The organism is uncultured Polaribacter sp. (genome assembly GCF_947497695.1).
Lineage (GTDB): Bacteria > Bacteroidota > Bacteroidia > Flavobacteriales > Flavobacteriaceae > Polaribacter.
In genome coordinates this window covers 48,199-69,517 of the sequence record NZ_CANMHM010000004.1, presented here as the reverse complement: position 1 = coordinate 69,517, position 21,319 = coordinate 48,199, and the positions used below count along the sequence as shown (strand labels likewise).

Here is a 21,319-nt window from a genome sequence, read left to right as displayed (position 1 = left end):
GTATGAAAGTATTCACACAATCGGTAAATTTTAATGCAGATAACAAGTTAATTGAATTAGTAGAAACAAAAGTTTCATCATTAACAAAATTTCATGATAAGATAGTAGATGCAGAAGTTTTTCTAAAAGTTCAAAATACAAGTGATAAAGAAAATAAAATAACTGAAATAAAAGTAAATATTCCGGGAAGTGAATTAATCGTAAAAAGAGAAACAAAAACCTTTGAAGAAGGCGTTAATGCTGCTGTTGATAACTTAAAAAGACAGTTAAAAAGATCTAAAGAAAAACACCGAGATTCCTTAATTTCATAAATATTGAAAAAAAAGCAAAAAAATAATTACAAAATGTTTTAGAATTTAAAAAAACTTTATACATTTGCAATCCGTTAGAAATAGCGGGTTGTTTTTTTATAACAAAAGCCGATGTAGCTCAGCTGGCTAGAGCAGCTGATTTGTAATCAGCAGGTCGGGGGTTCGAGTCCCTTCATCGGCTCAAAAGTAACAAATCTTGAAAGTGATTTGTGTTCATTGAAATAGTAAATTAAAGGGGAGATACTCAAGCGGCCAACGAGGACGGACTGTAACTCCGTTGACTACGTCTTCGCAGGTTCGAATCCTGCTCTCCCCACAATTTACAATTTATTGCGAAAGTAGCTCAGTTGGTAGAGCGTCAGCCTTCCAAGCTGAATGTCGCCGGTTCGAACCCGGTCTTTCGCTCAATATTATCAACAAGCCGGTGTAGCTCAGTTGGTAGAGCGCATCCTTGGTAGGGATGAGGTCGTGGGTTCAAATCCCATCGCTGGCTCATTTAAAACGATTAGTACACATTAACATATTTAACCTAGAATAAAAATTAATAATTATGGCAAAAGGAACTTTTGACCGTTCGAAACCACACTTAAACATTGGTACTATCGGACACGTAGATCACGGTAAAACAACTTTAACTGCGGCTATTACTAAAGTATTAGCTGATGCAGGTTTCTCAGAAGCTAGATCTTTTGATCAGATTGATAATGCTCCAGAAGAAAAAGAAAGAGGTATCACAATTAATACTTCTCATGTAGAGTATCAAACAGCTAAACGTCACTACGCTCACGTTGACTGTCCAGGTCACGCGGATTACGTAAAGAACATGGTTACTGGTGCTGCTCAAATGGATGGTGCTATTTTAGTGGTTGCTGCGACTGATGGTCCGATGCCACAAACAAGAGAGCATATTTTATTAGGACGTCAGGTTGGTATTCCTCGTATTGTTGTATTCATGAATAAAGTGGATATGGTTGATGATGAAGAGTTAATCGAATTAGTAGATATGGAGGTAAGAGAATTACTTTCTTTCTATGAGTATGATGGAGACAATGGGCCAGTTGTTGCTGGTTCTGCTTTAGGTGCCTTAAATGGTGAGCAAAAATGGGTTGATACTGTTTTAGAGTTAATGGAACAAGTTGATGCTTGGGTTGAAGAGCCTTTAAGAGAAGTTGATAAAGATTTCTTAATGCCAGTTGAAGATGTATTTTCTATTACTGGACGTGGTACTGTAGCAACAGGTCGTATTGAGACTGGTATTGCAAATACAGGAGACGCAGTTGATATTATTGGTATGGGAGCTGAGAAAATGGTTTCTACTATTACAGGTATTGAAATGTTCCGTCAAATATTAGATAGAGGTGAGGCTGGTGATAACGCAGGTATCTTATTAAGAGGTATTGCAAAAGAAGATATTAAAAGAGGAATGGTAATCTGTAAGCCAGGTTCTGTAACTCCACATGCTAAGTTTAAAGCAGAAGTATATGTTCTTAAAAAAGAAGAAGGTGGACGTCACACACCATTCCATAACAACTATCGTCCTCAGTTCTATGTTAGAACAACGGATGTAACAGGTACTATTAACTTGCCTTCAGGAGTTGAAATGGTAATGCCAGGTGATAACTTAACTATAACTGTAGATTTACATCAACCAATTGCATTAAACGTAGGTTTGCGTTTTGCAATTCGTGAAGGAGGTAGAACTGTAGGTGCAGGTCAGGTAACTGAGTTATTAGATTAATATTTATATTAATTTACTGATTAATAAATTATAAGGGTGTTCCGTTTTTAACGGGACGCCTTTATCAATGAAAATAAGAAACGGGCGTAGTTCAGCGGTAGAGCACTGGTCTCCAAAACCAGCTGTCGGGAGTTCGAATCTCTCCGCCCGTGCAACAAAATATAAAAGTAAAATGAAATTCATACAATATATCAAAGATTCTTTTGAGGAATTAAGTAACCATATGACTTGGGTTACTAAAGAAGAAGCTCAAAAAACAACGGTTACTGTAGCTGTTTTTACAATTGCATTTGCATTAGCTGTAGCTGGTATAGATTATGTTTTTCAAACAGGATTAGATAACTTTTTTAAAATATTCGCTAACTAATTATGGCAACAGATTCAGTGATGAAATGGTATGTTGTAAGAGCCATAGGAGGACAAGAGAATAAAGTGAAAACTTATATAGAAACTGAAATTTCTAGAGTAGGTTTGTCTGATTATGTAAGTCAGGTAATTGTTCCTACTGAAAAAGTTATCCAAATTAGAAATGGTAAAAAAGTAAATAGAGAAAGAGCTTTTTTTCCAGGTTATATAATGGTTGAAGCAAACCTTTCAGGAGAAGTACCTCACGTTATTAAAGGAATTACAGGTGTTATTGGGTTTTTAGGAGAAACAAAAGGTGGTGAACCTGTCCCTATGAGAAAATCTGAAGTTAACAGAATGTTAGGTAAAGTTGACGAGCTTTCAATTCAGGACGAAAATATTGCAATTCCTTTCGATACAGGAGAAACAGTAAAAGTAGTTGATGGTCCTTTTAACGGATTTGATGGTGTTATTGAAAAAGTAAACGAAGAAAAACGTAAACTTGAAGTAATGGTGAAAATTTTTGGTAGAAAAACACCATTAGAATTAAGTTACATGCAAGTAGAAAAAATATAATTGTTACACAAGTATATATAATACCGATTTATTTTTTGGCTTCCAACAATTAATAAATCATTAAACATTTTAAAATGGCAAAAGAAGTTAGTAAAGTAGTTAAGTTACAAGTAAGGGGAGGCGCAGCGAATCCATCGCCGCCGGTTGGACCCGCTTTAGGAGCTGCTGGTGTTAACATTATGGAGTTCTGTAAACAGTTTAATGCAAGAACGCAAGACAAACAAGGTAAAGTTTTACCGGTTGTTATTACTGTTTTCAAAGATAAATCATTTGATTTTCTTGTAAAAACTCCTCCTGCAGCAGTTCAGTTACTAGAAGCGGCCAAAATTAAAAAGGGTTCAGGAGAACCAAACAGGAAAAAAGTAGCATCAGTTACTTGGGATCAAATTAAAGTAATTGCAGAAGACAAAATGGTAGATTTAAATGCCTTTGAAGTTTCTTCAGCAATGCGTATGATTGCAGGTACAGCACGTTCTATGGGATTAACAGTAAAAGGTAATGCACCAGCATAAACTTTATAAAAAGTAGTAAAATGGCAAAATTAACAAAAAAGCAAAAAGAAGCTTACGCAAAAGTAGATAGCTCTAAATCTTATGATTTAGCAGCAGCTTCAGCGCTAGTCAAAGACATTACTAACGTAAAGTTTGATGCATCAGTAGATTTAGCGATACGTTTAGGAGTAGATCCTCGTAAAGCAAATCAAATGGTTCGTGGTGTTGTTACATTACCACATGGAACAGGTAAAGATGTAAAAGTTTTAGCATTAGTAACACCAGATAAAGAAGCAGAAGCTACAGCAGCAGGTGCAGATTATGTTGGGTTAGATGAGTACCTTCAAAAAATTAAAGGAGGATGGACAGATGTTGATGTAATTATTACCATGCCAAGTGTAATGGGAAAACTAGGTCCTTTAGGTAGAGTATTAGGGCCAAGAGGTTTAATGCCTAACCCAAAGACAGGTACTGTAACTATGGATGTTGCAAAAGCTGTTTCAGATGTAAAAGCTGGTAAAATTGACTTTAAAGTTGATAAAACTGGTATTGTTCATGCTGCAATTGGAAAAGTGTCTTTTGATGCTCAAAAAATTGAAGAAAATGCAAACGAATTAATACAAACAATTATTAAATTGAAGCCAACAACATCAAAAGGAACGTATGTAAAAAGCGTTTTTATGTCTAGTACAATGAGTCCTAGTATTGCTGTTGATATGAAAGCTGTTTAATACGTTAAAACTTATAATCATGACTAGAGAAGATAAATCAGAAGTAATACAAGATTTAACAGCAGTATTAGCAGACACTAACACTTTATATTTAGCAGATATTTCTGGACTAGATGCTCAAACTACCTCTAATTTACGTAGAGCTTGTTTTAAAGCGGGTGTTCAGTTATCAGTTGTTAAAAATACATTACTTGCAAAGGCAATGGAAGCATCAGATAAAGATTTTGGTGAGCTTCCAACAACATTAAAAGGTAATACATCAATGTTAATTTCTGAAGCAGCAAACGCTCCAGCAAAATTAATAAAAGAATTCAGAAAAAAATCTAAGAAACCTTTATTAAAGGGAGCTTTTGCTGAAGAGTCTATATATATTGGAGATGATCAATTAGATGCTTTAGTAGATATTAAATCTAGAGAAGAGCTTATTGGAGAAATCATTGGATTATTACAATCACCAGCTAAGAATGTTATTTCAGCATTACAATCAGGTGGTCAAACACTTTCAGGTATCATTAAAACCTTATCTGAAAAATAAGTACGCGCACAAATAAACAATAATAAACAAAATTTTTAAAAACAATTAAAATGGCAGAATTAAAAGATTTCGCAGAGCAATTAGTTAACTTATCAGTAAAAGAAGTTAATGAATTAGCTACTATTTTAAAAGATGAGTATGGTATTGAGCCAGCAGCAGCAGCTGTAGCAGTAGCAGGTCCAGCAGCAGGTGGAGACGCAGGTGGTGCAGATGAGCAAACTGAATTTGATGTAATCTTAAAAGCAGCAGGTGGTTCTAAATTAGCAGTTGTAAAATTAGTTAAAGAATTAACTGGTTTAGGATTAAAAGAAGCTAAAGGTATCGTTGATAGCGCACCAGCACCAGTTAAAGAAGGTGTAACTAAAGAAGAGGCTGAAGGTCTTAAAAAATCTTTAGAAGAAGCTGGAGCTGAAGTAGAGCTTAAGTAAATTATTACTCCCGTTTAAAACGGGAAAACAAATTTAGGTTTAGGTACTAAAAACTATTGTTTTTAGGCCTAAACCATTTTGTGTATATATTCGTTTTTTATTTTAATCAAAAAAATATTCTCTTTTGGCAACGAAAAACACTACTGAAAGAATCAACTTCGCTACTTCTCAAATGATAAAAGAGTATCCAGATTTCTTGGATATTCAGGTAAAATCTTTTCAAGATTTTTTCCAACTTCAAACGAAAGCAGAAGAAAGAGGTGAAGAAGGTTTGTACAAAACCTTTATGGATAACTTTCCTATTACTGATACAAGAAATCAATTTGTATTAGAATTTTTAGATTACTTTGTAGATCCACCAAGATATTCTATTCAAGAATGTATTGAAAGAGGTCTTACACATAGTGTGCCTTTAAAAGCACGTCTAAAACTATACTGTACAGATCCAGAACACGAAGATTTCGAAACTATTGTACAAGATGTTTATCTTGGTACAATTCCTTATATGACCAATTCTGGTACTTTTGTAATAAATGGAGCAGAACGTGTTGTGGTTTCTCAATTACACAGATCACCAGGTGTATTCTTTGGACAATCATTCCATGCAAATGGTACAAAATTATATTCAGCAAGAGTAATTCCTTTTAAAGGTTCTTGGATAGAATTTGCAACTGATATCAATCAAGTAATGTATGCTTATATTGATAGAAAGAAAAAATTACCTGTAACAACATTATTCAGAGCTATTGGTTTTGAAAGAGATAAAGACATTTTAGAAATTTTTGATCTTGCAGAGGAAGTGAAAGTTTCTAAAGCTGGATTAAAAAAAGTATTAGGTCGTAAATTAGCTGCAAGAGTTTTAAAAACTTGGCATGAAGATTTTGTTGATGAAGATACTGGAGAAGTTGTATCCATAGAAAGAAATGAAATTATTTTTGATCGTGATACAATTTTAGAAAAAGAACATATTGATGAAATAATAGAAGCAGGTGCTAAAACAGTTTTACTTCATAAAGAAGATACTGACATGGCAGATTATGCTATTATTCATAATACATTACAAAAAGATCCTACCAATTCTGAAAAAGAAGCAGTAGAACATATCTATAGACAATTACGTAATGCTGAGCCGCCAGATGAAGAGACAGCAAGAGGTATTATTGACAAGTTATTCTTTTCTGAACAGAGATATAATTTAGGTGAAGTTGGTCGTTTTAGAATGAACACGAAGCTTCAGTTAAATGAACCAATTGATCAAAAAGTATTAACTAAGTTAGATATTATAACGATTATTAAATATTTAATCGAATTAATTAACTCTAAAGCAGAAGTTGATGATATTGATCACTTATCTAATAGACGTGTTAGAACTGTTGGTGAGCAATTAGCAGGTCAGTTTGGTGTTGGTTTAGCTCGTATGGCAAGAACAATTCGTGAGCGTATGAATGTACGTGATAACGAGGTGTTTACACCTATCGATTTGATTAATGCTAAAACATTATCATCTGTTATTAACTCATTCTTTGGGACAAATCAATTGTCTCAATTTATGGATCAAACCAATCCATTAGCAGAGATTACGCACAAGCGTAGATTATCTGCACTTGGACCAGGTGGTTTATCAAGAGAAAGAGCTGGATTTGAGGTGCGTGATGTTCACTATACTCATTATGGACGTTTATGTCCTATTGAAACTCCAGAGGGACCAAATATTGGTTTAATTTCATCTTTGGCAGTTTTTGCAAAAGTGAATAACTTAGGTTTTATTGAGACTCCATATAGAAAAGTAGATAAAGGAGTTGTATCAACAGAGGATCCTATTTATTTAAGTGCTGAAGAAGAAGAAGGTATGAAAACTGCCCAATCTAATTTAGAGTTAAATAAAGATGGTAGTATTGTTCTTGATAGAGTTATTGCTCGTGAAGAAGGAGATTTCCCTGTAGTTACACCAGATGATATTAATTTGATGGATGTTGCTCCAAACCAGATTGCTTCTATATCTGCATCTTTAATTCCTTTCTTAGAACATGATGATGCCAATAGAGCTTTGATGGGATCTAACATGATGCGTCAAGCAGTACCATTATTAAGACCAGAATCTCCAATTGTTGGAACAGGTTTAGAACGTAGAGTCGCTAAAGATTCTCGTATCTTAATCAATGCAGAAGGAGCAGGAGAGGTAACTTATGTAGATGCTAATAAAATTACAATTAAGTACGATAGGACTGAAGAAGAAAAACAAGTAAGTTTTGATTCTGATGAAGTTTCTTACAACTTAATTAAATTTAGAAAAACCAATCAAGGAACAAACATCAACTTAAAACCGATTGTAGAAAAAGGAGATAGAGTTGAAGAAGGACAAGTTCTTTGTGAAGGGTATGCAACACAAAAAGGAGAACTTGCTTTAGGTAGAAATATGAAAGTAGCCTTTATGCCTTGGAAAGGGTATAACTTTGAGGATGCAATTGTTATTTCAGAAAAAGTTGTTCGTGAAGATATATTTACATCTATTCATATTGATGAGTATTCTTTAGACGTAAGAGATACAAAATTAGGAACTGAAGAGTTAACTAATGATATTCCTAACGTTTCTGAAGAAGCCACTAAAGATTTAGATGAAAATGGAATGATTAGAATTGGTGCAGAAGTAAATCCTGGTGATATCTTAATTGGTAAGATTACACCTAAAGGAGAATCTGATCCAACGCCAGAAGAAAAATTATTACGTGCCATTTTTGGTGATAAAGCAGGTGATGTTAAAGATGCATCATTAAAAGCTTCTCCATCATTAAGAGGTGTAGTAATTGATAAAAAATTATTTAAAAGAGCTGTTAAAGATAAGAACAAGAGATTAAGAGATAAAGAAGCTATTGTTGCTTTAGAATCTTCTTTTGTTTCTAAGTTTGAAAGTTTAAAAGATGTATTAATTGAAAAATTATTTACATTAATAAGCGGTAAAACATCACAAGGAGTATTTAATGATTTAGGGGAGGAAGTATTACCTAAAGGTAAAAAATATACTCAAAAAATGTTAAACTCTGTTGATGATTATGTTCATTTAACAGGTTCTTGGACAACTGATAAAGACTTAAATAATTCTGTAGGTGAGTTAGTACACAACTATAAAATTAAAGTAAACGATTTACAAGGTTCTTTACGTCGTCAAAAATTTACAATCTCTGTAGGTGATGAATTACCAGCAGGAATTTTAAAACTTGCAAAGGTTTACATCGCTAAAAAGCGTAAATTAAAAGTAGGTGATAAAATGGCAGGTCGTCATGGTAACAAGGGTATTGTTGCTCGTATTGTAAGAGCAGAAGACATGCCTTTCTTAGAAGACGGAACACCAGTTGATATTGTATTAAATCCATTAGGTGTACCTTCTCGTATGAACATTGGTCAGATTTATGAAACTGTTCTTGGTTGGGCAGGTCAAAAATTAGGAACTAAATATGCAACACCAATTTTCGATGGAGCTTCTTTAGACCAAATCAATGGAATAACAGATGAAGCAGGTGTGCCAAGATTTGGACATACGTATTTATATGATGGTGGAACTGGAAAACGTTTTGATCAGCCAGCAACAGTTGGTATCATTTATATGATTAAGTTAGGACATATGATTGAAGACAAAATGCACGCACGTTCTATTGGTCCTTATTCATTAATTACACAACAACCATTAGGTGGTAAAGCACAATTTGGTGGTCAGCGTTTTGGAGAGATGGAAGTTTGGGCATTAGAAGCATATGGAGCATCAAGTATTTTAAGAGAAATCTTAACTGTAAAATCTGATGATGTTATGGGTAGAGCTAAAACATACGAAAGTATTGTGAAAGGTGAAACAATGCCAGAACCAGGTTTACCAGAATCATTTAACGTATTAATGCATGAACTGAAAGGTTTAGGTTTAGACGTTAGATTAGAAGAATAAATTTAGTAAACAGTCTCAGTATTTTTAAGCAATTCGCTTTTGAATACTGAGAACTGAATACTGCCAACTGAATACTGAATACTTATTTAAAGACATGGCAAGAAAAGAAGAGAAGTACACTGTAAAAAAGTTTAGTAAAATCTCAATTGGTTTATCATCACCAGAAGCTATTTTAGAAATTTCTAAAGGTGAAGTTTTAAAACCAGAAACAATAAATTATCGTACGCACAAACCAGAAAGAGATGGTTTATTTTGTGAGCGTATTTTTGGTCCTGTAAAGGATTATGAATGTGCTTGTGGAAAGTACAAAAGAATTCGCTACAAAGGGATTGTTTGTGATCGTTGTGGTGTAGAAGTGACAGAAAAGAAAGTACGAAGAGATAGAGTAGGGCATATCAATTTAGTAGTGCCTGTTGCTCATATTTGGTATTTTAGATCATTACCTAACAAAATGGGATACCTTTTAGGTTTACCATCTAAAAAGTTAGATATGATTATTTACTACGAACGTTACGTAGTAATCCAACCAGGTATTGCAAAAAATGTGGAAGGAGAACCATTACAAAAAATGGATTTCTTAACAGAAGAAGAATATTTAGATATTGCTGATGAGTTACCACAAGATAATCAATATTTAGATGATGAAGACCCTAATAAGTTTATCGCTAAAATGGGGGCTGAATGTTTAATTGATTTATTAGCTCGTATTGATTTAGAAAAATTATCTTTTGAATTAAGACACAAAGCAAATACTGAAACATCTAAACAACGTAAAACAGAGGCATTAAAACGTTTAAATGTTGTTGAAGCGTTTAGAGATTCTCAAAAAAATAGAGAAAATCATCCAGAATGGATGATTATGAAAGCTGTTCCAGTAATTCCACCAGAATTAAGACCTTTAGTTCCTTTAGATGGTGGACGTTTTGCTACTTCAGATTTAAATGATTTATATAGAAGAGTTATTATTAGAAACAATCGTTTAAAAAGATTGGTTGAGATAAAAGCTCCAGAAGTTATTTTACGTAATGAGAAGCGTATGTTACAAGAATCTGTAGATTCTTTATTTGACAACACGCGTAAATCATCAGCTGTAAAAACTGAATCTAACAGACCTTTAAAATCTCTATCAGATTCATTAAAAGGTAAACAAGGACGTTTCCGTCAGAATTTATTAGGAAAGCGTGTTGATTATTCTGCACGTTCTGTAATTGTCGTTGGACCAGAAATGAAATTGTCTGAATGTGGATTGCCAAAAGATATGGCAGCTGAACTTTACAAACCTTTTGTAATTAGAAAATTAATAGAAAGAGGAATTGTAAAAACAGTTAAATCTGCAAAGAAAATAATAGATAGAAAAGAACCAGTTGTTTGGGATATCTTAGAAAACGTAATTAAAGGACATCCTGTTTTATTAAACAGAGCACCTACTTTACACAGACTTGGTATACAAGCATTTCAACCAAAATTAATTGAAGGTAAAGCAATACAGTTACACCCATTAGCGTGTTCTGCATTTAATGCCGATTTTGATGGAGATCAAATGGCGGTTCACTTACCATTAGGACCAGAGGCTATTTTAGAAGCACAAATATTAATGTTGGCTTCTCATAATATCTTAAATCCTGCAAATGGTGCACCAGTTACTGTACCTTCTCAAGATATGGTACTTGGTTTGTATTATATGACAAAAGAGCGAATTTCTACTCCAGAAGTACCAATTAAAGGAGAAGGAATCACTTTTTACTCACCAGAAGAAGTAACTATTGCTTTTAATGAAGAAAAGGTTGACTTAAATGCTGGGATTAAAGTAAGAACTCAGGATATTGATGAGAATGGTGAGCAAATAACTAGAATTATAAAAACTACTGTTGGTAGGGTTTTATTTAATGAAAAAGTTCCTGCTGCTGCTGGTTATATCAATGAGGTATTAACTAAGAAAAATTTACGTGGAATTATTGGTGGTATTTTAAAAGCTACAGATATTCCTACTACAGGAGATTTCTTAGATGAGATAAAAAATATGGGATATAAATTTGCCTTCCAAGGTGGTTTATCATTCTCTTTAGGGGATATTATTATACCTAAAGAAAAACAAGGTATGATTGATGAAGCCAATAAAGAGGTGGATGTAATTGTAGCGAATTATAACATGGGTATGTTAACGCAAAAAGAGCGTTACAATCAGGTAATTGATATTTGGGGTAGAACCAATAACGATTTAACTGAGTTATCTATGAAACGTTTACGTGAAGATCAACAAGGTTTCAACTCAGTTTATATGATGCTTGATTCTGGTGCAAGGGGTTCTAAAGAACAAATTCGTCAGTTAACAGGTATGCGTGGATTGATGGCAAAACCTAAAAAATCTACAGCTGGAGGTGGAGAAATTATTGAGAACCCGATTCTTTCAAATTTTAAAGAAGGTTTATCAATTTTAGAATATTTCATTTCTACTCACGGTGCTCGTAAAGGTTTGGCAGATACCGCTTTAAAAACGGCTGATGCAGGTTATTTAACTCGTAGATTGGTTGATGTATCTCAAGATGTTATTGTAAACGAAGAAGATTGTGGTACGTTAAGAGGATTAGAAGTTGAGCCATTAAAGAAAAATGATGAGATTGTAGAATCTTTAACAGATAGAATTGAAGGTCGTGTTTCTTTACAAAACGTTTATCATCCAATAACAGATGAACTTCTTTTAGAAGCTAATGAACCTATTACTTGGAAATTAGCTAATGCTGTTGAAAAATCTGGAATTGATAAAGTAGAAGTAAGATCTGCATTAACTTGTGAGTCAGAAAAAGGAATTTGTGCAAAATGTTACGGACAAAGTTTGTCTACACTTAGTAAGGTACAAATTGGTGAAGCTGTTGGTGTAATTGCGGCACAATCTATTGGAGAACCAGGTACACAGTTAACATTACGTACATTCCACGTTGGTGGGGTTGCAGGTAATATTTCTGAAGAAAATAAATTAATTGCTAAGTTTGATGGTAAAGTCATTATTGATGATTTACGCACAGTTGTTGGAAAAGACAGTGAAGGTAAAGAAGTTGATATTGTAATATCTAGAACTGCTGAAATTAAAATTATAGATAAGAAAACAGGAATTACTCAGAGTACAAATATTTTACCTTATGGTTCTATTATATTTGATAAAGAACGTAAATCTATTAAAAAGGGTGAAGCAATTGTTCAATGGGATCCATTTAATGGTGTAATTGTTTCTGAATTTGAAGGAAAAGTGAAGTTTGATAACTTAACACAAGGTATTAATTACACTGTAGAAGTTGATGAGCAAACAGGTTTCCAAGAGATTGTAATGATCGATTCTAAAAATAAGAAATTAATTGCATCTTTAATTATTGAAGATAAAGATGGTAACGCTTTACGTTCCTATAGTTTACCTGTTGGGGCACACCTAATGGTAGCTGATGGAGATAAAGTAGCATCTGGTCATACTTTAGTAAAAATACCAAGAAAATCTGGTAAAGCAGGTGATATTACAGGAGGTTTACCTCGTGTAACAGAATTATTTGAAGCACGTAATCCTTCTAACCCATCTGTTGTATCTGAAATTGATGGTGTTGTTTCTTTTGGTAAAATTAAGCGTGGTAACAGAGAAATTATTGTTGAATCTAAAACAGGAGATATTAGAAAGTATTTAGTTAAACTTTCTAACCAAATTTTAGTTCAAGAAAATGACTTTATCAAAGCTGGTATGCCATTATCTGATGGAGCAACAACTCCTTCTGATATTTTAAGAATTAAAGGGCCATCTGCAGTACAAATGTACTTAGTAAATGAAATACAAGAAGTATATCGTTTACAGGGTGTAAAAATTAACGACAAACATTTTGAAGTAGTTGTTCGTCAAATGATGCGTAAAGTGAAGATTATAGATTCTGGAGATACTTTATTCTTAGAGAATCAATTAATTCATAAAATTGACTTTATCAAAGATAATGATGCAATTTACGGAATGAAAGTTGTTGAAAATGCTGGAGATTCTGAAAATTTAGTTGCAGGTCAAATTATTTCTGCACGTCAATTAAGAGATGAGAATTCTTTATTAAGAAGAAATGATCAGAATTTAGTTGAAGCAAGAGATGCAAAACCAGCAACTGCAGAACAAGTTTTACAAGGAATTACAAGAGCATCATTACAAACAAAATCATTTATTTCTGCAGCTTCTTTCCAAGAAACTACAAAAGTTTTAAATGAGGCTGCTGTAAATGGTAAAGTAGATACTTTAGAAGGATTGAAAGAAAATGTAATTGTTGGTAAGAGAATCCCAGCAGGTACAGGAATGAGATCTTATGATAAAGTAATTGTTGGTCCTAAAGAGGAGATAGAACAAAGTTTCTAAAACAAAACGTTTAAACGTTTAAATATTTTTAAAAGTTGAATTGTTTGTTGTAACTTGTTTACAATATTCAATTCAACTTTTTTTATTTCTATTTATTAGTTTCAAATGAGAAAATTACATAACTATTAAACGGATTATAGATTTTTTAAGATTACACAATTACAAGAATAAACAAATACACAATTTTTAATATGGAAGAAAATCAAAACAAAGACGGACAAATAAATATTGAATTAGATCAAGAAATTGCAGAAGGAACGTATTCTAATTTGGCAATAATTAATCATTCTATGTCAGAATTTATTGTAGATTTTATTAATATTATGCCAGGTGTACCAAAGGCAAAAGTTAAATCTAGAATTATATTGACTCCTCAACATGCTAAAAGGTTAGCCCAAGCTTTAGCTGATAATATTAGAAAATTTGAACAGCAAAATGGTGAGATTAAAGAATTTGAACAACCTCCAATTCCAATGAATTTTGGACCAACAGGTCAAGCATAAACAAAAAAAGTGATACTTTAAGTATCGCTTTTTTTATGTTAAAGCTTGTATTATAACTCTAAGATTTAATTATTAGAATTGATATAGACAAATTAATTAATTAAAATTTTATTAGATTGAAATTTCTGTTTGTCTTTTTTTATTTTTTAGAACGTCAAAATACATAAAGTCTAAAATTTCTTTAGAACATTCATACAATGGTCTTACACACCAACCATGGTTTCCTTCTTTTATAGTATATAAAAAATACGGTTTATTTAGTACTTTTAATCTATCAGCAATTGCTCTGGATCCGTAAAGTATAAGATACCCAACATCATTTTTTTTACAATAATGATGTGGTGCTATATTATAAGGGACTAGTTTGTCTTTTATTCCATGAAAAAGCAACGTTGGTATTGCATTCTGTTTATTTATTTTTTCTTGAGATATAGTTGCACCAGCCATACTAATAAGCCCCGCAAATTTAAATTTTTCAGAAAGAATTTTTTGATCATAAATATAGGCAAGGTTTAAAATAGCTTCTGCACCTGCACTTGATCCTAAAAGGATTATTTTGGTTTTATTTATTTTAAATTTTCTATTATTCTCTAAAATATAATTAATGGCAAAACTAATATCTTCAGAGGCATTATTAAAGGCTTTTATTTTTTCTGAAGCTTTGGTATTACATCCAAAACCTAATTTTTGCATTGTCAAACGATAAGATACAGAAGCTACAGCATATCCACGTTTAGCTAAGTTATTAGCAAAATCTACAATATGATTTACATCACGTTTTCCACCTGCAAAACCACCACCATGAACATAAATAATAAGCGGTAAATTCTTTTTAATTTTTTTAGGCTTGTAAAAGTCTAATTTTAGTTTTTTATCATTGTATTTTTTATAAGTATATGTTTTTTTTGATACTTTAGAAACGCTATCTAAATATAATGTTTGAGCAATACTAACATTATAAAGTAGTAAAAACAAAATTGAAGTAACTATTCTCATATATAATTGATACTATAAATTAATTATTCGTTTTTTAGCTTAGTAATTACTTTCCTTAAAAGGTTATATAAAAATGCATTTGATTTCACATAATAGAATGATATAAAGCATACACAAGAAATAAATGTGAATGCTCCAAAAAAAGCTTGCCAAGGGGTAAGTGTTTTTCCAATTAATTTTAAACCAATACCAGTAAAGCTACCATAAATAATAATGAAATGGATTACATAAATTGATAATGTTTTCTGTCCTATTTTTAAAATTAAAGGGAATTTTAAGTAATTTTCTAAAGCATAGAAAAAAGCAAAATAAATAAACACATTCCCCAGTCTGGTAAAAAGATAATTGAAACTAGCAGCCTCTAGAAAAAGTTTGATGTTAGTTAGCTTTGCTAAAATACAAAGGAAATATGAAGAATAAAATATTAAAAGAAATCCTACTAATATAAATGATGTAACTGTTAATAATTTAATTTTTTTTTTGTGAAGGTTTTTGTGAAAAAGCGTTGCTAAAAAAGCTCCAAAAGCAACATAACCAAACCATGGAATAATTGTAAAAATAGAGCCAGCACTTTTAGAAACATAATTATTAAAAAGTAGGGGTAAGTTATTAAAAGAAATATTTCTGTATAAAGGCTCTGTTATAAATATAACAATCCCTATAGTTATGGTTACCAAAGAAAAAATTGCTGTTTTTTTTGCTGATAAAAAATACAGTATAATAATAAGTATTAAACTAAAACCAATACATTGTAAAACATCAATAACTAAAAAATATGTATTAAAACTTCCAGACAGCCATTGTAAAATTGGTATTCTAATAAGATAACCAACAAATATTAAAAAGAAACCTCTTATAATCCCTTTTCTCATTCTTAATTTCGATTCTCCTCTATCTTTTGCTCTTAATAAAAGGTAGGTAAATATTAGACCAGAAATTGTAAAAAAAGTAGGAGCTGTTATGCCTCTAAAATAAGACCAAATAGAAAAAGAGACTAAGTTCAAATTTCTATAATTTGTTGCTAAAAGCGTGTCAACAAAATGACCTTGCAACATCATTATAATAGCAAAAGCTCTAATAATATCAATAAAATATAACCTTTTCGATTCCAATATTTATAGTATCTATTCATCTAAAATAGAACTAAATATTTATAATGAATAAATATTCAGAAAAAAGTTAAATCTTTCTAGATTTATTAATTAACCAAAAATCAGCTAAAACCAAAGCAGTCATTGCTTCTACTATTGGCACAGCTCTTGGTACAACACAAGGATCGTGTCTTCCTTTTCCAGTAATTTCTGTGATTTCATTTTCAGAATTTATAGTTTGCTGTGTACTCATAATTGTTGCAACTGGCTTAAAGGCTACCCTAAAATAAATATCCATTCCGTTACTAATTCCTCCTTGAATTCCACCAGATAAATTGGTTTGTGTAGATCCATCAGCATTAAATACATCATTATGTTCAGATCCTTTCATTCTAGAACCACAAAAACCGCTTCCAAATTCAAAACCTTTAACAGCATTTATAGACAACATTGCTTTACCTAATTCTGAATGTAATTTATGAAAAATAGGTTCACCTAAACCAACAGGAACATTTTGTGCAACACAGGTAATTGTACCTCCAATAGTGTCACCTGCTTTTCTAATTTCCTTTACTTTTTCGATCATTTTTTCTGCGGATGCTTCATCAGGACAACGAATAATATTAGTTTCCGTTTTTGAGAAATCTAAGTCTTGATAAGGTTTTTCCATAAAAATATCTCCAACAGAAGATGTAAAAGCATTAATATTTATACTAGCAATTAATTGTTTTGCTAAAGCACCTGCAACTACCCAATTTGCAGTTTCACGAGCAGAACTTCTACCACCACCTCTATAATCTCTGTTGCCAAACTTTTTATCATACGTAAAATCGGCATGAGAAGGCCTATAAACATTTGTATTGTGATTGTAATCTTTACTTTTCTGGTTGGTGTTTTTAATGATAAACCCAATAGATGTACCTGTAGTTTTACCTTCAAAAATACCAGATAAAAATTCTACTGTATCAGGTTCTTTACGTTGCGTAACAATTTTAGATTGCCCAGGTTTACGTCTATCTAATTCATTTTGAATAGCATCAAAGTCAAGCTTTAATCCTGCGGGGAAACCATCAATGACACCACCAATTGCTGTTCCATGAGATTCTCCAAATGTTGTTACTTTTAATAAATTTCCGAAAGAATTAAATGACATATTTGTATAATTATAATAATAGTACAAATATACTAAACGATTCTAGAAGAAATAGAAATCGACTTAGTTTTGTAATGATTTCTAAAAAAAATAATTTTATTATAATCTTTGATTGTTAGAAAGATATAAATTTTAATCAATGATATTCAAATAAAAATAAAAAAAATGTATTTTTTATTTGACAAAATGAAAAAGGTTGTTATATTTGCAGCCGCTAACAGATTATATCTGATAAGACGCACTGGAGAAATGGCAGAGCGGTCGAATGCGGCAGTCTTGAAAACTGTTGTCTGTAACAGGACCGGGGGTTCGAATCCCTCTTTCTCCGCAAAACCCTTGTTAATCAATTGATTTTCAAGGGTTTATTTTTTGAGTTGACATTTGTCGTGGGTCAATACCAAAAGTTGTGGGTTGGAGTAAAAAGTAAGAGATTTGAATCATAAATTTTCTACATTTTGGACACTTCGATTGAGCTTGTTAAATTATTTCTACTGGAAATTATTGTTGATTATTTTAACTTACCAAACACGAAATTAAAGACGTTGAACTTCATTTCTATTTCACTGAATTAAGTACGATACCAGAAGAATTTAAAATACTTAAACTAAGTTCTAAATGATTTTTTCAAGAAGCTACTGTTCAAGATTTTCCTATTCAAGGTAAAAGCGTTTTTCTACATATTATTAGAAGACGCTGAGTTGATGATAATTCTAAAAAAAATAGTAGTAAGAAATTGGAAATTAGTAGTAAAAGTCACTAGAATGACTAGTGAATTTAGTACTTTTTTAAAACAAATCAGTTCGTAAAAATGCTACAAGTACATCTGTTGTAGTAACCTTTTACGGAGTAAAACAAAGAAACCTACAGAGACAGTACAAAGATTATTTGAGCGATTTTAAACAATTGAATCAAAAATCACACGCTAAAAATTGGTTACTATTTCCTTAAAATATTGGAAAATATATTTCCATAGATGAAACTTCTTTTTCAAACGGAGATTTATATACTATTTTTACCAACAAAGATGCACAAGGTAAAAAAGGAGCTTTAATAGCAATGGTTAAAGGAACTAAAGCAGAAACTGTTATTAAAATACTTAAAAAAAATCCATTAAAAATCAGAAAAAAAGTACTAGAAGTAACCCTAGATATGGCTGGTAATATGGGACTTATTGTAAAAAAGTCATTTCAACAGGCTAGCCAAGTTATTTATAGATTTCATGTAAAAAAAAAGCTTTAGATGCACTTCAAGAAATTAGAATTAAACATCTTTGGGAAACTTTAGATAAAGAAAATGATGCCATAGAAAACGCTAAAAACAAATCAATAAAATACAAGTTTAAACTATTTAAAAACGGAGATACCTTAAAGCAACTACTTGCTAGAAGCAGGTATTTACTTTATAAGGCTAATAGTAAATGAACTGATAATCAAATAAAAAGAGCTAAAATACTTTTTGAAAAATATCCTGACATAGAAAAAGCATATAAATTATGTCAAAACCTACCCTGGATTTACAATCAAACAAGAGATAAAACTTCACCATTGATTAAACTAGCTAAATGGGATGAAAAAGCAAGACAAGCTAAATTTAAAAGCTTTAGCAGTATTGCTAGAACCATGTCAATACATTACCAAAATAAAATCAACTATTTCGATAACAGAAGTACAAATGCTTCTGCTGAATCTTTTAACTCCAAAATAAAAGAATTTAGATCACAATTTTGGTGTTCCAGAAATATAGAATTTTTTCTTTTTAGAATAACGAATATTTATGCATAATTTCTAAATCCCACAACTTTTAGATTTGATCCCTCTTTGTTAAGAGTAAGAAAATTTGAGGCATAAAAAAACGAATTGTTAGTCACAATTCGTTGATTTAATTAGCATTAATTTTGTAGCGAGAACGGGATTTGAACCCGTGACCTCAGGGTTATGAATCCTGCGCTCTAACCAACTGAGCTACCTCGCCATAGGTTTTGAGGCTGCAAATATAATCGAATTTTGCAAACTAGCAAGAAGTGTTTTTGATTTTTTTTAAATAGAATTAATACCTATATTGTCGACCTAACAAAAAAATAATGGATAAAATAAAATTCGAAATAGAAATTCCTATTCACGCCTCACCTCACATGTTGTATCAGTACATTTCTTCTCCTTCTAATTTACAGGAATGGTTTGCTGATAAAGTAAATTCTAGAGGTAAAGAGTATAGTTTTACTTGGGAAGGCGAAGAGGAACTTGCAGAATTGATTACTAAAAAAACAGACGATAGAGTTCGTTTTAAATGGTTAGAAAGTGAAGATGATGATAGTTTTTTTGAAATTAAAATTCAGGTTGATGCATTAACAAAAGATGTTTCTTTAATTGTTACTGATTTTGCTGATGATGAAGATGAAGTTGAAGAATCTAAGAAGTTATGGGAAAGTCAAATTGATGAATTAAGAAACACAATAGGTGCTTAAATATAATTTTCATAAATTATAAAACTCAACATTATTGTTGAGTTTTTTTATGTTTAAATATTTTAAAATACCTTAATTTTGCAACTTTAAATTTAAACTATGGTCAATTTCAATGGAGATTTACTTTCTTCAACAGATATAAAATTATCATTAGAAAATAGAGCTTTTAAGTATGGAGATGCTATTTTTGAAACTATAAAGGTATTTAATAATAAAGTTATTTTCTGGGAGGACCATTATTTTAGGTTAATGTCTTCTATGAGAATGTTGCGTATGAAAATTCCTATTGAGTTCACTTTAGAGTTTTTAGAGAAAGAGATACTAAAAACAGTTAAAGCTCAAGGTGATAAAAGTTCTTATAGAGTTCGTTTAAATGTTTTTAGAAAAGATGGTGGTTTATATTTACCTAAAACCAACCAAATTGATTTTAGTATTGAAGTAAAAGAAAATTTGTATAAAACTAAAAAATCATATTCTTTAGATGTTTACAAAGATTTTTATAATTATTCTGGGCTTTTATCAACAATAAAAACCAATAATAGAATGATAAATACATTGGCAAGTATTTTTGCGAATGAAAATGATTTAGATAATTGTATTTTAATTAACGAAAAGAAGGGGGTAGTAGAAGTAACTAATGGTAATATATTTATCGTTAAAGGAAATGTTATAAAGACACCTGCTTTAACGGAAGGATGTATTAAAGGAATTACTCGTTTAAAAGTACTTGAAATTATTTTTAAAAATAAGGAATTTACAATCGAAGAAACTTCAATATCTCCCTTCGAAGTACAAAAAGCTGACGAAGTTTTTATTACAAATGCAATTATTGGGATACAACCAGTTACTAGTTATAAGAAAAAAGTGTTTACTACAGTTATTGGTAATAAAATTGCAAATAGTTTAAAAGTATTACAGACAGTAGGAGTTTAGTTTAAGTTAAAATTACTTGGTGCATTAGCCCAGAGTTTATAAGCTCCTCCTTTTTGTAATAGTTTATTTTTCCAAAGGCTTTTATCATCTGTAGAAAAAATATTTTCAAAATCATTTTCTCCAACAAACCAAGATTTTTCATTCATTTCTTCTTCTAGTTGTTGTCTATCCCATCCAGAATATCCTAAGAAAAAACGGATATCAGAAGTGTTTAAAATTTTATTTTTTAGTAAGTCTCTCAGAGATTTAAAACTACCTCCCCAGAATATTCCATTAGCAACTTCAATACTATTAGGCAGTAATTGTGGAATTTTATGTACAAAATATAAGTTATCTTGCTCTACAGGGCCTCCTTGATATATTTTAAAATGACAATCAATATCTGGAAATATATCATTTACAGTGAAATCTAAAGGTCTATTTAAAATGAAACCAACAGAATTATTTTCGGTATGTTCAGTTAATAAAACAATCGTTCTATTAAATGAACTGTCATTTAAAATAGTAGGTTCTGCAATTAATAATTTACCTTTATTTGGTTTCATATTTGCTATAAAAACTAATAGTTAAAAATAAATTCGATTACGTTTATATTATAAATATAGTCATTTACTTTTTAATACTATTTATTGCTTTAAATTTAAATATAGATTTTTAATGATCTATAATTAAAATTATAAAAAGAAAAAACCCAAAGCTAAAATGCTTCGGGTTTTATATG

At 31.2% G+C, this 21,319-nt stretch carries 19 protein-coding genes and 7 tRNA genes; 21 read left to right on the top strand and 5 right to left on the bottom strand.

Features of this window, described 5'->3' with window-relative positions; genetic code table 11:
* Positions 1 to 2: 2 nt before the first annotated feature.
* From raiA to Q0731_RS06420, 16 genes are all read left to right on the top strand, one after another.
* The gene (raiA, locus tag Q0731_RS06495) at positions 3 to 311 is read left to right on the top strand and encodes a ribosome-associated translation inhibitor RaiA (protein WP_299061553.1); all 309 of its coding nucleotides are present in this window, start codon (positions 3 to 5) and stop codon (positions 309 to 311) included.
* A 107-nt stretch (positions 312 to 418) separates the two neighbouring features.
* Positions 419 to 492 (top strand) — tRNA-Thr (locus Q0731_RS06490).
* Between the two features lie 53 nt (positions 493 to 545).
* Positions 546 to 627 (top strand) — tRNA-Tyr (locus Q0731_RS06485).
* Between the two features lie 16 nt (positions 628 to 643).
* A tRNA-Gly gene (locus Q0731_RS06480) sits at positions 644 to 716 on the top strand.
* A gap of 15 nt (positions 717 to 731) precedes the next feature.
* A tRNA-Thr gene (locus Q0731_RS06475) sits at positions 732 to 804 on the top strand.
* Between the two features lie 57 nt (positions 805 to 861).
* Positions 862 to 2,049 (top strand): elongation factor Tu, encoded by a 1,188-nt coding sequence (gene tuf / locus Q0731_RS06470; RefSeq protein ID WP_299061550.1) that lies wholly within the window; start codon positions 862 to 864, stop codon positions 2,047 to 2,049.
* Between the two features lie 80 nt (positions 2,050 to 2,129).
* Positions 2,130 to 2,201: transfer RNA gene (locus Q0731_RS06465), tRNA-Trp, on the top strand.
* A 20-nt stretch (positions 2,202 to 2,221) separates the two neighbouring features.
* Positions 2,222 to 2,416, top strand: a complete 195-nt coding sequence (gene secE / locus Q0731_RS06460; RefSeq protein ID WP_299061547.1) for a preprotein translocase subunit SecE — start codon at positions 2,222 to 2,224, stop codon at positions 2,414 to 2,416.
* 2 nt (positions 2,417 to 2,418) lie between these two features.
* Positions 2,419 to 2,970: a transcription termination/antitermination protein NusG gene (gene nusG / locus Q0731_RS06455; protein ID WP_299061544.1), complete on the top strand. Its 552-nt coding sequence runs from the start codon at positions 2,419 to 2,421 to the stop codon at positions 2,968 to 2,970.
* A 74-nt stretch (positions 2,971 to 3,044) separates the two neighbouring features.
* Positions 3,045 to 3,482 carry a 50S ribosomal protein L11 gene (gene rplK / locus Q0731_RS06450; RefSeq protein WP_138534159.1) on the top strand — a complete coding sequence of 146 codons (438 nt, stop codon included), beginning with the start codon at positions 3,045 to 3,047 and terminating at the stop codon, positions 3,480 to 3,482.
* Between the two features lie 20 nt (positions 3,483 to 3,502).
* Positions 3,503 to 4,192 carry a 50S ribosomal protein L1 gene (gene rplA, locus Q0731_RS06445; RefSeq protein ID WP_299061504.1) on the top strand — a complete coding sequence of 230 codons (690 nt, stop codon included), beginning with the start codon at positions 3,503 to 3,505 and terminating at the stop codon, positions 4,190 to 4,192.
* 19 nt (positions 4,193 to 4,211) lie between these two features.
* Positions 4,212 to 4,727 carry a 50S ribosomal protein L10 gene (gene rplJ, locus Q0731_RS06440; RefSeq protein WP_299061501.1) on the top strand — a complete coding sequence of 172 codons (516 nt, stop codon included), beginning with the start codon at positions 4,212 to 4,214 and terminating at the stop codon, positions 4,725 to 4,727.
* 50 nt (positions 4,728 to 4,777) lie between these two features.
* A complete protein-coding gene (rplL, locus tag Q0731_RS06435; RefSeq protein ID WP_299061498.1) occupies positions 4,778 to 5,155 on the top strand; it encodes a 50S ribosomal protein L7/L12 in 378 nt (125 codons plus the stop codon).
* A 124-nt stretch (positions 5,156 to 5,279) separates the two neighbouring features.
* A complete protein-coding gene (rpoB, locus tag Q0731_RS06430; RefSeq protein WP_299061495.1) occupies positions 5,280 to 9,089 on the top strand; it encodes a DNA-directed RNA polymerase subunit beta in 3,810 nt (1,269 codons plus the stop codon).
* Between the two features lie 94 nt (positions 9,090 to 9,183).
* Complete coding sequence (rpoC, locus tag Q0731_RS06425) at positions 9,184 to 13,458, top strand: DNA-directed RNA polymerase subunit beta' (RefSeq protein WP_299061491.1); 4,275 nt, start codon at positions 9,184 to 9,186, stop codon at positions 13,456 to 13,458.
* 191 nt (positions 13,459 to 13,649) lie between these two features.
* A complete protein-coding gene (locus Q0731_RS06420; RefSeq protein ID WP_299061488.1) occupies positions 13,650 to 13,961 on the top strand; it encodes a DUF3467 domain-containing protein in 312 nt (103 codons plus the stop codon).
* Between the two features lie 111 nt (positions 13,962 to 14,072).
* Here Q0731_RS06420 and Q0731_RS06415 read toward each other — a convergent pair whose 3' ends face one another.
* The 3 genes from Q0731_RS06415 to aroC form a co-directional block, all read right to left on the bottom strand.
* Entirely contained in the window at positions 14,073 to 14,936 is an 864-nt protein-coding gene (locus Q0731_RS06415; RefSeq protein ID WP_299061485.1) for a DUF1749 domain-containing protein, read from the bottom strand.
* A 44-nt stretch (positions 14,937 to 14,980) separates the two neighbouring features.
* The gene (locus tag Q0731_RS06410) at positions 14,981 to 16,069 is read right to left on the bottom strand and encodes a heparan-alpha-glucosaminide N-acetyltransferase domain-containing protein (RefSeq protein WP_299061482.1); all 1,089 of its coding nucleotides are present in this window, start codon (positions 16,067 to 16,069) and stop codon (positions 14,981 to 14,983) included.
* 67 nt (positions 16,070 to 16,136) lie between these two features.
* Entirely contained in the window at positions 16,137 to 17,201 is a 1,065-nt protein-coding gene (gene aroC / locus Q0731_RS06405) for a chorismate synthase (protein WP_299061480.1), read from the bottom strand.
* A 243-nt stretch (positions 17,202 to 17,444) separates the two neighbouring features.
* On the opposite strand from aroC, the gene Q0731_RS06400 reads away from it, so the two are divergent.
* The 3 genes from Q0731_RS06400 (at position 17,445) to Q0731_RS06390 (ending at position 18,982) form a co-directional block, all read left to right on the top strand.
* A tRNA-Ser gene (locus tag Q0731_RS06400) sits at positions 17,445 to 17,529 on the top strand.
* Between the two features lie 623 nt (positions 17,530 to 18,152).
* Positions 18,153 to 18,440: a transposase gene (locus tag Q0731_RS06395; protein WP_366915402.1), complete on the top strand. Its 288-nt coding sequence runs from the start codon at positions 18,153 to 18,155 to the stop codon at positions 18,438 to 18,440.
* Positions 18,441 to 18,634: 194 nt separating this feature from the next.
* The gene (locus tag Q0731_RS06390) at positions 18,635 to 18,982 is read left to right on the top strand and encodes a transposase (protein WP_366915401.1); all 348 of its coding nucleotides are present in this window, start codon (positions 18,635 to 18,637) and stop codon (positions 18,980 to 18,982) included.
* Between the two features lie 116 nt (positions 18,983 to 19,098).
* Here Q0731_RS06390 and Q0731_RS06385 read toward each other — a convergent pair.
* Positions 19,099 to 19,172 (bottom strand) — tRNA-Met (locus tag Q0731_RS06385).
* Between the two features lie 109 nt (positions 19,173 to 19,281).
* On the opposite strand from Q0731_RS06385, the gene Q0731_RS06380 reads away from it, so the two are divergent.
* Both Q0731_RS06380 and Q0731_RS06375 read left to right on the top strand, forming a co-directional pair.
* Entirely contained in the window at positions 19,282 to 19,665 is a 384-nt protein-coding gene (locus Q0731_RS06380; protein WP_299061477.1) for an START-like domain-containing protein, read from the top strand.
* Between the two features lie 99 nt (positions 19,666 to 19,764).
* Complete coding sequence (locus tag Q0731_RS06375; RefSeq protein WP_299061474.1) at positions 19,765 to 20,598, top strand: aminotransferase class IV; 834 nt, start codon at positions 19,765 to 19,767, stop codon at positions 20,596 to 20,598.
* Here Q0731_RS06375 and Q0731_RS06370 read toward each other — a convergent pair.
* A complete protein-coding gene (locus Q0731_RS06370) occupies positions 20,595 to 21,152 on the bottom strand; it encodes a YqgE/AlgH family protein (protein WP_299061880.1) in 558 nt (185 codons plus the stop codon). The genes Q0731_RS06375 and Q0731_RS06370 overlap by 4 nt on opposite strands.
* Between the last annotated feature and the right edge of the window lie 167 nt (positions 21,153 to 21,319).